At 67.8% G+C, this 13,418-nt stretch carries 8 protein-coding genes; 6 read left to right on the forward strand and 2 right to left on the reverse strand.

Translation table 11 applies throughout. From position 1 onward, the window contains the following. From bufB to G5S35_RS00650, 5 genes are all read left to right on the forward strand, one after another. Complete coding sequence (bufB, locus tag G5S35_RS00630) at positions 1–903, forward strand: MNIO family bufferin maturase (protein ID WP_074982972.1); 903 nt, start codon at positions 1–3, stop codon at positions 901–903. Next, positions 900–1,745, forward strand: a complete 846-nt coding sequence (locus tag G5S35_RS00635) for an HvfC/BufC N-terminal domain-containing protein (protein WP_183038458.1) — start codon at positions 900–902, stop codon at positions 1,743–1,745. Before bufB ends, G5S35_RS00635 begins: the two co-directional genes overlap by 4 nt. A gap of 209 nt (positions 1,746–1,954) precedes the next feature. Further along, positions 1,955–3,460: a sensor domain-containing diguanylate cyclase gene (locus tag G5S35_RS00640; protein WP_065061984.1), complete on the forward strand. Its 1,506-nt coding sequence runs from the start codon at positions 1,955–1,957 to the stop codon at positions 3,458–3,460. A gap of 105 nt (positions 3,461–3,565) precedes the next feature. After that, complete coding sequence (locus tag G5S35_RS00645; RefSeq protein WP_237181306.1) at positions 3,566–4,222, forward strand: DUF2239 family protein; 657 nt, start codon at positions 3,566–3,568, stop codon at positions 4,220–4,222. A 567-nt stretch (positions 4,223–4,789) separates the two neighbouring features. Beyond that, positions 4,790–6,091: a solute carrier family 23 protein gene (locus G5S35_RS00650; protein WP_065061988.1), complete on the forward strand. Its 1,302-nt coding sequence runs from the start codon at positions 4,790–4,792 to the stop codon at positions 6,089–6,091. Between the two features lie 102 nt (positions 6,092–6,193). Here G5S35_RS00650 and G5S35_RS00655 read toward each other — a convergent pair whose 3' ends face one another. After that, positions 6,194–7,861, reverse strand: a complete 1,668-nt coding sequence (locus tag G5S35_RS00655; protein ID WP_065061990.1) for a Na+/H+ antiporter — start codon at positions 7,859–7,861, stop codon at positions 6,194–6,196. Between the two features lie 416 nt (positions 7,862–8,277). Between G5S35_RS00655 and G5S35_RS00660 the strand changes: the two genes are divergently transcribed. Continuing rightward, a complete protein-coding gene (locus tag G5S35_RS00660; protein WP_074983034.1) occupies positions 8,278–9,555 on the forward strand; it encodes an EAL domain-containing protein in 1,278 nt (425 codons plus the stop codon). A 111-nt stretch (positions 9,556–9,666) separates the two neighbouring features. On the opposite strand, the gene G5S35_RS00665 is transcribed toward G5S35_RS00660, so the two are convergent. Next, complete coding sequence (locus G5S35_RS00665) at positions 9,667–13,335, reverse strand: indolepyruvate ferredoxin oxidoreductase family protein (RefSeq protein WP_183038459.1); 3,669 nt, start codon at positions 13,333–13,335, stop codon at positions 9,667–9,669. Positions 13,336–13,418 lie beyond the last annotated feature (83 nt).

The raw sequence follows: 13,418 nt of genomic DNA on the forward strand, positions 1-13,418 counted from the left end.
GTGAGCCGGACCGCAAAGCCGGCGCGGGGCGTCGGCATCGGCTTGCGGCATGCGCATTTCGACGCGTTCATGCGCGCGTCGGCGCAGGAAGACGTCGGCGTGCGCGGTGTGCGTGACGTGGCCTGGCTCGAAGTGCACAGCGAGAATTATTTCGGCGACGGCGGCTACGATCTGCACGTGCTCGACACGGTGCGGCGCGATTGGCCCGTGAGTCTGCACGGCGTCGGTCTCGGGCTCGGCAGCGCCGCGCCGCTCGACGAATCGCACCTCGCGCGTCTCGCGCGGCTCGTCGAGCGCATCGAACCGGCGCTCGTCTCCGAGCATCTGTGCTGGGGCGCGACGCCGCATGCGGCGCTGCACGATCTGCTGCCGATGCCGCTCAATCAGGCGTCGCTCGATCATCTGAGCGCGCGCGTGTCGCGTCTGCAAGACACGCTGCGCCGCCGCGTGCTGATCGAAAACGTCTCGACGTACGTGCGTTTTCGCGATGACAGCTATGGCGAGACCGCGTTTCTCGCGGCGCTGTCGCGGCGCACCGGTTGCGGCGTGCTGCTCGACGTGAACAATCTCTACGTGAACGCGCGCAATCACGGCGAAGATGCTTCAGAGGCGATGGCCGCGCTGCCGCGCGAGGCGGTCGGCGAGCTGCATCTTGCGGGGCATCGCGTGACGCCCGCCGCCGTCATCGACGATCACGGCTCGCGCGTCGCGCCCGCGGTGTGGTCGCTGTACGCCGCTGCGTTGCAGCGCTTCGGCGCGGTGCCGACGCTGATCGAGTGGGACACCGACGTGCCGCCGCTCGACGTGCTGCTCGACGAGGCGCGCCTCGCGCGCGACCACATGACGCGCGCGGAACGCGAGGCGGACGCGCATGCCGGCGCGAGCACGGCGGAGCGACCATGAGCGCCGATCGCTACGCCGCCGATGATTCGCTGGCCGCGTTGCAAGCGGCGCAAGCGGCGTTCGCAAACGCACTCGACGATCCCGCCGCCGATGTTGCGCTCGCCGCACATCTGCGCATCGCGAGCGGTGTGAATGACGCGCGCCTCGGCCTCTATCGCGGCAACGTGCGCGCGGCACGCCGTCAAGCGCTCGCGAGCGCGTATCCGGTGCTCGCGGCGCTCACGGGCGATGCGTATTTCGACGCGCTCGCGCTCGCCTACGCGCGTGCGCATCCGTCGCGCGAGGCCGATCTGAATCGCTTTGGCGCGATGCTGCCGACGTTCGTCGAGTGCTACGAACGCGACGCGCGTTACGCGTATTTCGGCGATGTCGCGCGCCTCGAATGGGCGCTGCATCGCGCGGCCTATGCTGCCGACGCCACGCCATTGAGCGCCGCGCAATGGCAGGCCATCGGCGCCGAAAGTCTGATGGGCGCGCGCCTTGCGCTGCATCCCGCCTGTACGGCGTTCGCTTCGCGCTACGCCGTGCTGGCGATCTGGCGCGCGCATCAGCACGATCAGCACGATCAGCACGATCAGGAAAACACCGCGCCAGACGCCTGGCCCGCGCGCATCGACGAGCCTGGCTGGACGCTCGTTGTGCGCCCGCGCTGGCATGCGCGGCCGCTCGCGCAGACGCGCGCGGCGCACGAAGCGTTCGTCGCTTTGCAGCATGGCGCGACGCTCGATGAAGCGCTCGAACGCGCGTTCGATATCGACGCCGATTTCGATTTCGGCACGCAATGGCGCGTCTGGATCGAGGCAGGCGCGATCATCGGTTTGCTCGATTCGAATAGCGGTTAGCGCACATAAAAACGCAGATTTTCTGGCGCGCAAAATAAATGCAGGAATCCGAATCAAGTGCCGCTGCGCCATTGTTCAGTCAATACGTAATAAACGAACAAGCGAGACGACCAGGCGTGCTTCATGCGACGCCATGCGTGGCAAACCCCACACGTCGTGCGATTCGCGGACTACACTCGATTGCAAACCGCCTCGCACGCGCCACCGTCATGATGACCCGCCGACCGAACGTGATGATCGTCATCAGCATCGTGCTGGCCGCCGTGCTTACGGCGGTGGCGGGCTGGGTCATGGCGCAGATGCGCGAAGACGCGCTCGCGAGCGCGCGCGCCGCCGCGTACAACATGGCGCTGCTGTTCGAGCGCGATGCGGCGCGCAATCTGGAGATCTACGAGCTGTCCTTGCAGGCCGTGATCGACGCGCTCGGCGATCCGCGCATCGCCGAACTGCCCGACGATATCCGCCAGAACGTGTTGTTCGACCGCTCGGCCACGGCGAAGCATCTGGGCGTGATTCTCGTGGCGAACGAGGCCGGCGACGTGATTTTCGACTCGCGCGCTTCGCCGCCGCGCGAGGTCAACGTCGCGGACCGCGACTACTTCATCGTGCAGCGCGACACACCGAACATGGGGCTCTACGTGAGCCGCCCCTTCATTCCGCGCGACGGCGCCGCCAACGCAACCATCGGCCTGAGCCGCCGCCTTTCGAAGCCCGACGGCACGTTCGCGGGCGTGGTCGTCGGCACCATGCGGCTCGACTATTTCCGTCAGTTGATGAGCGGCGTGGAGATCGGCGCGAACGGCGTGGTCACGCTCACGCTCGCCGACGGCACGCTGCTGATGCGCCGCCCCTACGCGAGCGCGATGATCGGCAAGGATCTCGCCGATTCGGCGCTGTTTCACCGGTTCGAGCACGTCGAGGCGGGCGGTTTTTTCGGCGTCGGGCCGCTCGACGGCGTGCGGCGCTGGTTCGCGTTCCGGCGCGTGGAGGGCTATCCGCTCGTGTTCAGCGTCGCGGTGGCGGCGGGCGACATCTATTCGGAATGGCGCGTGCGCGCGTGGATCATCGGCTCGCTGACGGCGCTGCTCGATGCGTCGCTGATCACGCTCGCGCTGGTGCTCACGCGTCAGTTGCGCCGCCGCGAACGCGTGGAGGACGAACTGCGCGCGCTCGCGGGCACCGACGCGCTCACGGCGCTGGCGAATCGCCGCGCCTTCGAAGCGCGCGCCGACCACGAATGGTTGCGCGCGCGGCGTTCGGGTCAGCCGCTGGCGGTGATGATGATCGACGTCGATCGCTTCAAGCGCTTCAACGACCGCTACGGCCACGCGGCCGGCGACGGCGCGCTCGCGGCGGTGGCGCGGGCGATCGGCGCGCATGCTCGGCGGCCCGGCGACTGTGCGGCGCGTTACGGCGGCGAGGAGTTCGTGCTGCTGCTGCCCGAGACCGGCGCGGCGCAGGCGCTTGCGCATGCCGAGCGGCTGCGTGCGGCGATCGAGGCATTGGCGGTGCCGCACGAGGACAGCCCGAACGGCGTGCTGACGGCCAGCGTGGGCGTGGCGAGCACCTCGGAGCGCGGCTTCGAGAACTGGCGCGCGCTGATCGAAGCCGCCGACGCCGCGCTCTACACGGCCAAACGAGCGGGCCGCAACCGCGTGGCCGTCTGGCAGCCGAGCGTCGCGCGCGAGCCGCAGGACGCCGGGCCGGACCTCTGAGCGGATTGCGCGTTGTCGTTCGTCATTAAATATTACCCGGGTGATATTGCGCTCCATAATTTACCCGGGTAATATTCGCTGCACGATTCGAACGAAGCAATCGACATGGCAGCGATTCAACAGATGGTGGTGCAAGGCGTCACGGCTTTTGCGGGGACGCGCTTGCTGGCGCGCGGCGCGGCGCTCGACGTGGCGCTCGCGGTGAAGGCGGAACTGGAGCGCGATGCGTCGGCGTCGGTGCTGATCTTCGACGACCGCGACGCGCGTCCGGTCGAATTCGATCTGCGCGGACGTCCCGCCGATGTGGCCGCGCGCCTCGCCGCCGACGCCGCCTGGCAGGCGCGCGCGCAGGAAGCCGCTCAGGAAGCGGCGCAGTCCGCAGAAGCATCCGCCGATCAGGATTCCGCCGACGACGCGCCGCGCGGCCGCGGCCGTCCGAAGCTCGGCGTGGTGGCGCGCGAGGTCACGCTGCTGCCGCGTCACTGGGACTGGCTGGCGGCGCAGCCGGGCGGGGCGTCGGTGGTGCTGCGCAAGCTGGTGGAAACGGCGCGGATCGCGGGCGAGGAAAAGCATCGCGTGCGCGCTTCGCGCGAAGCCGTGCATCGTTTCATGACGGCGCTGGCGGGCAATCTGCCGGGTTACGAGGAGGCGTTGCGCGCGCTCTATGCGGGCGAGCGGGCGCGGTTCGAGGCGTGGAGCGTGGACTGGCCCGAAGGCGTGCGGGACTACGTGCGCGAACTCGCGCAGGACGCGTTCGCCTGACGTGGCGCGGCGTTCGCGAGCGTTCGCACAATTTCCGCGAATGACCGCGCACGTTCGCATGGCTGCATCAAACGGCCGCACAAAAAAAACCGCTCAGGCCAGAACGGCATGAGCGGGAAGTCGGAGAGTTTACAACTTACAACCTCTGCATGAACTGTCATGGGGTCACGCAGAGATTTCAGTCTATGCCCGGCCCTTCCCGCTCGATATAGGATTAGTCCGAAACTCGTATCGGAGCGAGGCGGGTAAACGAGCGCCGACACAGCGGAGAAGTAACGGAGCAATAACGGAGCAATAACAGAGAAACAGCGGCGAAGTCGATCGCCGCCGCCTGTTTCGTCCGGCCCACATGCGCGGATGCCCGCCTTGCCACGCCGATTGCGGCTCCGTACACTCGCGCCTGATTTCCATCAAGGGCATCAGCGAATCCCGGCGCGTGCGACGCACGCCGCATCCGGCTCGCGCCCCGTTCCGATAAACAGAATCCGATCCGGCCCGCGCCGCGCCCTGTCGCGCGTGTGCGCCGGCCCGTTACGGCAAAAAATCACGGCACACAAGGAGCTCCCGATGTCCGATTCCTATTTCCCGCGCTGGCGCGCGCAGACGGACGCCAAAACCGTCGTCGCGCCCGACGAGCGTCTCGCCTGGCCGCAGATGTTCGCGATGGGCGTGCAGCACGTCGTCGCCATGTTCGGCTCGACCGTGCTCGCGCCGCTGCTGATGGGCTTCGATCCCAACCTCTGCATTTTCATGTCGGGCATCGGCACGCTGCTGTTCTTCGTGGTCGTGGGCGGACGCGTGCCGAGCTATCTCGGTTCGAGCTTCGCGTTCATCGGCCTCGTGATCGCGGCCACGGGCTATAGCGGTCACGGCGCGAATCCGAACATTCCGGTCGCGCTCGGCGGCATCATCGCGTGCGGCGTGGTCTATGCGCTGATCGGCGTGCTGGTCTCCGCCATCGGCACCAAGTGGATCGAGACGCTCATGCCGCCGGTCGTGACCGGCGCGATCGTCTGCGTGATCGGCCTGAACCTTGCGCCGATCGCCGTGAAGGGCGTGAGCGGCTCGCAGTTCGATTCGTGGATGGCGCTCGTCACCGTGCTCTGCGTCGGCGGCGTGGCCGTGTTCACGCGCGGCATGCTGCAACGTCTGCTGATTCTCGTCGGCCTGATCATCGCCTACGTGATCTACGCGATCGTCACCAACGGCATGGGCCTCGGCAAGCCGATCGACTTTGCGATCGTCGGGAACGCCGCGTGGTTCGGCATGCCGAAGTTCAGCGCGCCGGTGTTCGACCCGCACGCGATGGCGCTGCTCGTGCCGATCGCCGTGATTCTCGTCGCGGAAAATCTCGGCCACATCAAGGCCGTCTCGGCGATGACGGGCCACAACCTCGACCGCTACGTGGGCCGCGCGTTCATCGGCGACGGCCTCGCGACCATCGTCTCGGGCTTCGCGGGCGGCACGGGCGTGACGACCTACGCGGAAAACATCGGCGTGATGGCCGTCACCAAGATCTACTCGACGCTGGTGTTCGCCATCGCCGCGGTGATCGCGCTCGTGCTCGGCTTCTCGCCGAAGTTCGGCGCGGTGATCCAGACCATTCCGGGTCCGGTGCTCGGCGGCGTGTCGATCGTCGTGTTCGGTCTGATCGCCGTGACGGGCGCGCGCATCTGGGTCGTCAACAAGGTCGACTTCTCGGACAACCGCAACCTGATCGTCGCGGCCGTCACGCTGGTGCTCGGCGCGGGCGACTTCTCGCTCAAGCTCGGCAACTTCGGTCTCGGCGGCATCGGCACCGCGACGTTCGGCGCGATCGTGCTTTACGCGCTGCTGCGCAAGAAGCCGGTGCAGGACGCGGCGGTCTGATTCACCGTCTCGCGCGCGCGGTGTAACCCGTGCGGCGCAGGCGAAAAAAAACGCGACGGCCCGCAAGGGCGTCGCGTTTTTTTGTTTGCGCAGCGTGATGCGTTAGCCGCGATTGCGTCCGCGCGTGGTCATCGCCGTTTCCGAGAGGTCGACTTCGCGCATCAGCTTCGCGAGCGTTTCGTCGTTGATCGTCTGCCGGTTGCGCAGATCGAGCAGCGTCGCGCGTTCGGCGCGCATGGCCGCGAGGCGCATCTGCAATTCGAGCGATTCGGCTTCGCGCGCGTGCTTGCTGAGATCGCGGTCGGCGTCGAGCGTCGCGAGGCGGCGGCGATAGGTGTCCATCACGCGCGCGGTGGTGTCGGCGGCATAGGCGGACTGCGATTCGTTCATGTCCTCCGTGGCGGTCTCGTGCAGCGCGTCGACGGCGCGGATCGCAGCCTGCGCGGCCTGCACACGCGCGGCGCGTTCCTCGGCCACGTGCGCCGGATGCGCGCCGCGCCGCACGCCGCGCAACAGCAAGGGCAAGCCGACGATCGCCACCAGCAGCGACGCGAGAATCACGCCCGTGGCGATGAAGATGGCGCTGTCGCGGCCCGGCAGCGGCTTGCCGCTTGCGAGCGCGACGGGCAGCGAGAGCACGCCCGCGAGCGTCACCGCGCCGCGCACGCCCGCGACCGTGGTGATGGCGACGGTGCGCAGCCCCGGCACCGCATTGGCCACGCCGTGACGCGCCGCGCCGCGGCTCGCCACCCAGCGCAGCAGCCAGACCCAGCCGAAGCGCATCGCGTAGAGCGCGATCAGCACCGCGCCGATATAGCCGAGCAGACGCAGCATCTGCACGTTGCTCGTGTGATGCGCGTCGAGCAGCGCCTTGCCGAGAATGCCGGGAAATTGCAGGCCGAGCAGCGTGAACACCATGCCGTTGAACACGAACTCGATCATCGACCACGTGCTGGTCGCGCGCACGCGCGCCGACACCGGGCCCATGTGCGCGACGCTCGTGTAGTTCATCATCATCCCGGCGGCCACGGCGGCGAGCACGCCCGAGACTTCGAGATGTTCCGCGAACAGGTAAGCCGCGAACGGAATCAGCAAGGTCATGACGACGCCCGGCGCGGGGTCGCCTTCGGCATCGACGTTCAGGAAGCGCGACGACATGAAGCTGAAGAACCAGCCGATCGCCGCGCCCACCGCGAGCCCGCCCGCCGCGATCAGAAAGAAGCTCAGCGTGGCCTGGCGCAGCGAGAACACGCCCGTGAGCGCCGCCGCCACGGCGAATTTGAGCGCGACGAGGCCCGACGCGTCGTTCATCAGCGCTTCGCCTTCGAGGATGTGCATGAGCTGCGCGGGAATCTTGTCCTTGCCGGCGATGGCGGAGAGCGCGACGGCGTCGGTCGGCGAGAGCACGGCGGCGAGCGCGAAGGCCACGGGCAGCGAGATCTGCGGCACCAGCCAGTGCACGAAATAGCCGACGGCCACCACGGTCAGCAGCACTAGGCCGAGCGCGAGCAGCAGGATCGCGCGGCGCTGCATGAAGAACTCGCGCTTGGGCATGCGCCAGCCGTCGGCGAACAGCAGCGGTGGAATGAACAGCGCCATGAAGACGTCGGGATCGAACGTCACGTGCGGATTGATGCGCGGGAACGTGAGCAACGCGCCGATGGCGATCTGCAACAGCGGCAAGGGCAGTTTGACGGGCAGCAGCCGCACGATGATCCCCGAAAGGGCCACGGCGAGGAGCAGAATGAGAACGGTGAAAATGGTTTCCATCGATGAGCGGCGAGACGAGCGGGGATGCGGGGGCGCGCGGTGCGGGCCCAATCATCCGTTGAATGCGGAACGTGCCGCGGTGTCGCGGCGAACGATGCGGAGCATGCCTGACGAGACAGGCGGCGGTTGGCGGTAAGTGTAGCCCGAGCGCGGCTGCGCACGCCGCGAAGCGTGCAAGGGACTTGTAGGGCGCTCGCCGCGGCGAGCATGGCGGCAGCGGTCGTATGCACGATTCTGGTGCGTGCAGGGACGCATCATGCCCGCCGCGCGCGCACGCGCACGGTGCGCGGTGCAGGCTTCGATGCAGGGCGGGTCGCAGCGTGCGCACGGACCTTGCTTTATCGCCTGCCAACGACGCAACGCATCGGCCGCCGGTACGCACGCCCGCGGCGATCAACTTGCGCGAAGAGGAAGGCATGATCACAGAGCAGCAGGACAAGATGGCCGCGGCGCCGCTCGGGTTCACCCTGAGCGTTTCGTCGGGGCTGCAGCGCTATAGCGCGCAACATGGCGAGCTTGCGCTCACCAGCGTGTTTCAACCGGTGTTCAGCCTTTCGCACATGCGTGCGATCGGCTACGAAGGGCTGCTGCGCGCGCACGATGCGCTCGACCGGCCCGTCTCGCCGCTCGACGTGTTCGGCGCGGCCGCGCGCGTCGGCGAGGCGCTGCAGGTCGACCGGCTCGCTCAGGGGCTGCATCTGGAGAACTTCTCGCTGCTCGGCGCCGAGCGCGAGTGGCTGTTTCTCAACGTGCATCCGGGCACGCTGATCGAGCCGTATCACGCGGCGGCGCTGCTTGCGAATCTGCGGCGGCTCGGGCTGCCGCCCCGGCGCGTGGTGCTCGAAGTGCTCGAAGCCGAGGCCACCGATCTCGACGCGCTCGCGCACGCCGTGGCCGAGTTCCGCGAACGCGGCTTTCTGATCGCGCTCGACGACTTCGGCGCCGGTCATGTCGATATCGGCCGCGTGTGGCAACTGAATCCCGACATCGTGAAGCTCGACCGCATCATGCTGATGCACGCCGCGCATCGCGCCGACATGGCCGCGACGCTGCCCGCGCTGGTTTCGCTGCTGCACGAGGCGGGCAAGCTCGTGCTGATCGAGGGCGTGGAGACGGAGCACGAAGCGCAGATCGCGCTCGCCTGCAACGCCGACTTCGTGCAGGGCTTTTTCTTCGCGCGTCCGGCGCCGGGCTTGACCGACGCCACGCACGCGCAGACCGTGATCGCCGAGGCGACCGAGCGTTACCGCGAGCAGACCGAAGCGCGCGAGCGCGGCACCACGAGCCGTCTCGCGCCCTATGTGCGCGCGTTCGAGCGCGCGGCGGAGCGGCTGGGCGCGGGCGAGCCGCTCGAAGAGGTGTGCTGGAATTTTCTCGCGCTCGATCACGCGGCGCGCTGCTTCCTGCTCGATGCAAGCGGGCGTCAGGCCGGGCGCAACGTCGTGCTGCGCGTGGATCGCGCGGACCAGGGCGCGCGCTTCCTGCCGCTCGACGACGCGCAGGGCGCGAACTGGCTGCGCCGGCCGTACTTTCGCGCGGCGCTGGTTTCGCCGGGACGCGTGCATGTGACGTCGCCGTATCTGTCGATCAACGAGGCGCTGCCGTGCGTGACGCTCTCGATGGCCGTGCAGGTCGGCGACCGCCTGTGCGTGCTGTGCGGCGACGTCGACTGGATGGCGGAAGAGCTGGCCTGAACGTGAGTGTGAGCGCTTCGCTCACGTCAATCGAAGCGCAATAGAAAACGGCGCGAGCCATGATGAGCCCGCGCCGTTCGCATTGCGTGATTTCACCCCTGAAAACAGGGCTTATTTCGCCACGACCACCGGAATGCCGCGCAGTGCGCCAGCGCCCTTGAACGAGGCGAGCGCATCGCTCACGGCCGCGCTCGTCTTCACGTCGATACCCAGACGCGCCGCGAGTTCGCGCTCGCCGCGCTTGACCGCCGCGAGGTTCGCGAGCTTCACGTGGCCGTAGCCGCGCACGCGCTGATGCAGGCTCGCGAACTTCGCGAGGTCGGCGGCGCTGTCCGTTGTCGTGTGCGCGTGTTGAATCAGCGCGCCGCGCAACGTGGCCTCGTAATCGTCGGCGAGCGCGCGTTCCATACGGCGTTCGAGCGTGTGGCCGAACGGATCGAACCACGTGCCGCGCACGCCGCGTCCCGTCGCGAGCAGCGCGAGCGCGCGCCAGAGCCATTGGCCGAACTGCATCTTGCGCGGCGGCTGGCCGTGTTTTTCGCGCGCGATCAGCGGCGGCGCGAGGTTGAACTTCACCGTGAAGTCGCTGCCCGCCTGGCCTTCGAACTGCGCTTCGAGCGCGGCGCGGAACGCCGGATCGGCATGCAGGCGCGCCACTTCATATTCGTCCTTCACCGCGAGCAACGTGTAGAACGTGGCGGCGACCGCGCGAGCAAGCGCCTGATCGGCTGACTTGTCGGCGAGACGCGCGGCGTCGGTCAGCGCGCGATAGCGCTTCGCGTAGCCCGCGCCGCCATACGCGAGCAGTCGCGCTTCGCGATCGGCGATCAGTTCGTCGAGCGTTTGCGTGAGCTTGCGCGCGGTGAGCGCCGCTTCGCTGGCCACATTCGCGCGCCGAAGGTCGAGCGCTTCGAGCGCGGCCGGATCGGCGGCGGCGAGACGGCCGATCGAGAGCGCGAACAGATTCGCCTGCACGGCCACGTTGTTCAACTCGATCGCGCGCGTGAGCGCCGCGAGCGACACGGGCACGAGGCCAAGCTGCCACGCGAAACCGAGCATCAGAATGTTCGCGCCGATGGTGTCGCCGAGATAGCGTTGCGCGAGCGCCTGGGCATCGCAGGTCGACAGCGGATCCTGCGCGGACGTCGCGCCGTTCGTCGCCGCGTGACGCATCTTCGCGAGCAGCGCGCCGGCGTGCAGATTCGCGTCGGGGTTCTGCACGAACGACGCGTTCGGAATCTCGTGCGTGTTCACGACGATGCGCGTGCGGTCGTGGCGCACCGTTTGCAGCGCGTCGGCGCTCGCGCCCACCACCATGTCGCAGGCGAGCAGCAGATCGGCCTGCTGCGTATCGATGCGCACCTGGTTGAGCAGCGCGTCGGTCACGGCGAAGCGCACGAACGACAGCACCGAGCCGCCCTTCTGCGCGAAGCCCATGAAATCGAGCACCGATGCGCTCTTGCCTTCCAGATGCGCGGCCATGCTGATGAGCGCGCCCACCGTCACCACGCCCGTGCCGCCCACGCCGGTCACGAGAATGTCGTAGGGCGCGTTGTCGAGATGCGTCGACGGCACCGGCAGCGCACTCACGCGCGCGGCCAGCGCCTGCGGATCGAACGCCGCGCCCGCGGCCTTCTTGAGCTTGCCGCCTTCGATCGTGACGAAGCTCGGGCAAAAGCCGTTCACGCACGAATAGTCCTTGTTGCACGACGACTGATCGATGCGGCGTTTACGGCCCAGTTCGGTTTCCACCGGCTCGACCGAGAGGCAGTTCGACTGCACGCCGCAATCGCCGCAGCCTTCGCAGACGGCTTCGTTGATGAAGAGACGCTTGTCCGGATCGGGGAACTCGCCTTTCTTGCGGCGGCGGCGCTTTTCGGCGGCGCAGGTCTGGTCGTAGATCAGCACGGTCACGCCTGGTGTTTCGCGCAGTTCGCGCTGCACGGCGTCGAGTTCGCTGCGATGATGGAACGTCGTGCCCTTCGGAAACTGGCCGTGATGGCCGTCGTATTTCTCGGGTTCGTCGCTCACGACCACGAAGCGCGAGACGCCTTCGGCTTCCACCTGGCGCGCGATCTGCGGCACGGAAATGCTGCCGTCCACGGGCTGGCCGCCCGTCATCGCCACGGCGTCGTTGTAGAGGATCTTGTAGGTGATGTTGGTCTTCGCGGCCACGGCCTGGCGAATCGCAAGGATGCCTGAATGAAAGTAGGTGCCGTCGCCGAGATTCTGGAATACGTGGCGCGTGTTCGTGAACATCGAATGCGCGGCCCAGTCCACGCCTTCGCCGCCCATCTGGATCAGGCCGGTGGTGTCGCGCTCCATCCACGACGCCATGAAGTGACAGCCGATGCCCGCTTGCGCGATCGAACCTTCGGGCACTTTCGTCGAGGTGTTGTGCGGGCAGCCCGAGCAGAACCAGGGCGTGCGCTTCACGGCATCGGCGACATTCGAGAGGATCTGCGGCGCGACGAGGTCGACCACACGCTCGCGGCGGTCGAGCATCGGCTTGTGCTTCGCGAGCCATGCGGCGAACACCGGCAAGATGCGCGACGGGCGCAATTCGCCGAGTTCGGAAAGCAGCAGCGTGCCGTCCTCCGCATGCTTGCCGATCACGGCCGGGCGCGCGCCGTCCTTGCCGCTGTCCCTCCGGTTGTAGAGATGGTCCTTGATCTGCTGCTCGATCACCGGGCCTTTTTCCTCGATCACGAGCACGTCGGTGAGACCGGAGACGAAGGCGTCGAGACGCGACATCTCCAGCGGAAACGAAAGCCCGACCTTGTAGATGCGCACGCCCGCCTGTTCGAGATCGGCGACGGTGAGGTCGAGCCGGCGCAGCGCTTCCATCAGGTCCAGATGCGCCTTGCCGCAGGTGACGATGCCCACGTTCGCGTGCGGGCTCGGCGCGATCCATTTGTCGATGCTGTTCGCGCGCGCGAAGTGGCGCACGGCGTCGAGCTTGGCCGCGAGACGCTGCTCGATCGCGAGGCTCGGCAGATCGGGCCAGCGGTTGTGCAGACCGCCGGGCGGCGCAGCGAAATCCGCATCGGCCAATTCGGGCGCTTGCCAGTCGGTCTTGAGCGCGTCGAGATCGACGGTCGAGCCCGATTCCACGGTTTCCGAAATCGCCTTGTAGCCGACCCACGCGCCCGAGTAGCGCGAGAGCGCCCAGCCATAGAGGCCGAATTCGAGCATGTCCGCGATATTCGACGGATTCACCACGGGCATGTGCCACGCCATCATCGCGAAGTCGCTCTGATGCGGCATCGACGACGACACGCAGCCGTGATCGTCGCCCGCCACCACCAGCACGCCGCCGTGCGGCGACGAGCCGTAGGCGTTGCCGTGCTTGAGCGCGTCGCCGGCGCGATCGACGCCCGGGCCCTTGCCGTACCACATCGCGAACACGCCTTCGACGGTGCGTTCGGGGTCCGCTTCCACGCGCTGCGTGCCGAGCACGGCCGTGCCGCCCAGTTCCTCGTTGATCGCGGGCAGGAAGCGCACGTCGGCGGCTTCGAGCAGTTTTTTCGCCTTCCACGCCTGCTGGTCGACCATGCCGAGCGGCGAGCCGCGATAGCCGCTGATGAAGCCCGCCGTGTTCAGGCCGTGCGCGCGGTCGAGCGCGCGCTGCATCAGCGCGAGGCGGATCAGCGCCTGCGTGCCGGTCAGGAAGATGCGGCCGCGCGTGGCGGTGAGGTTGTCGGTGAGCTGGTAATCGGCGAGGGGCGGCGAAAAGGGCGGCGAAGCAGGCTGATCGCCAAACGCGGGACGCGCGGTCATGGGGGAAGTCTCCGTTCTTGTGTGGCGAGCGCTGCGTCTCTGCGTCTTTCTGTGCGCTCGCTGAAGACTCCATTTTTTCGCGT

Source organism: Paraburkholderia tropica (genome assembly GCF_014171495.1).
In the GTDB taxonomy this organism is placed as follows: domain Bacteria; phylum Pseudomonadota; class Gammaproteobacteria; order Burkholderiales; family Burkholderiaceae; genus Paraburkholderia; species Paraburkholderia tropica.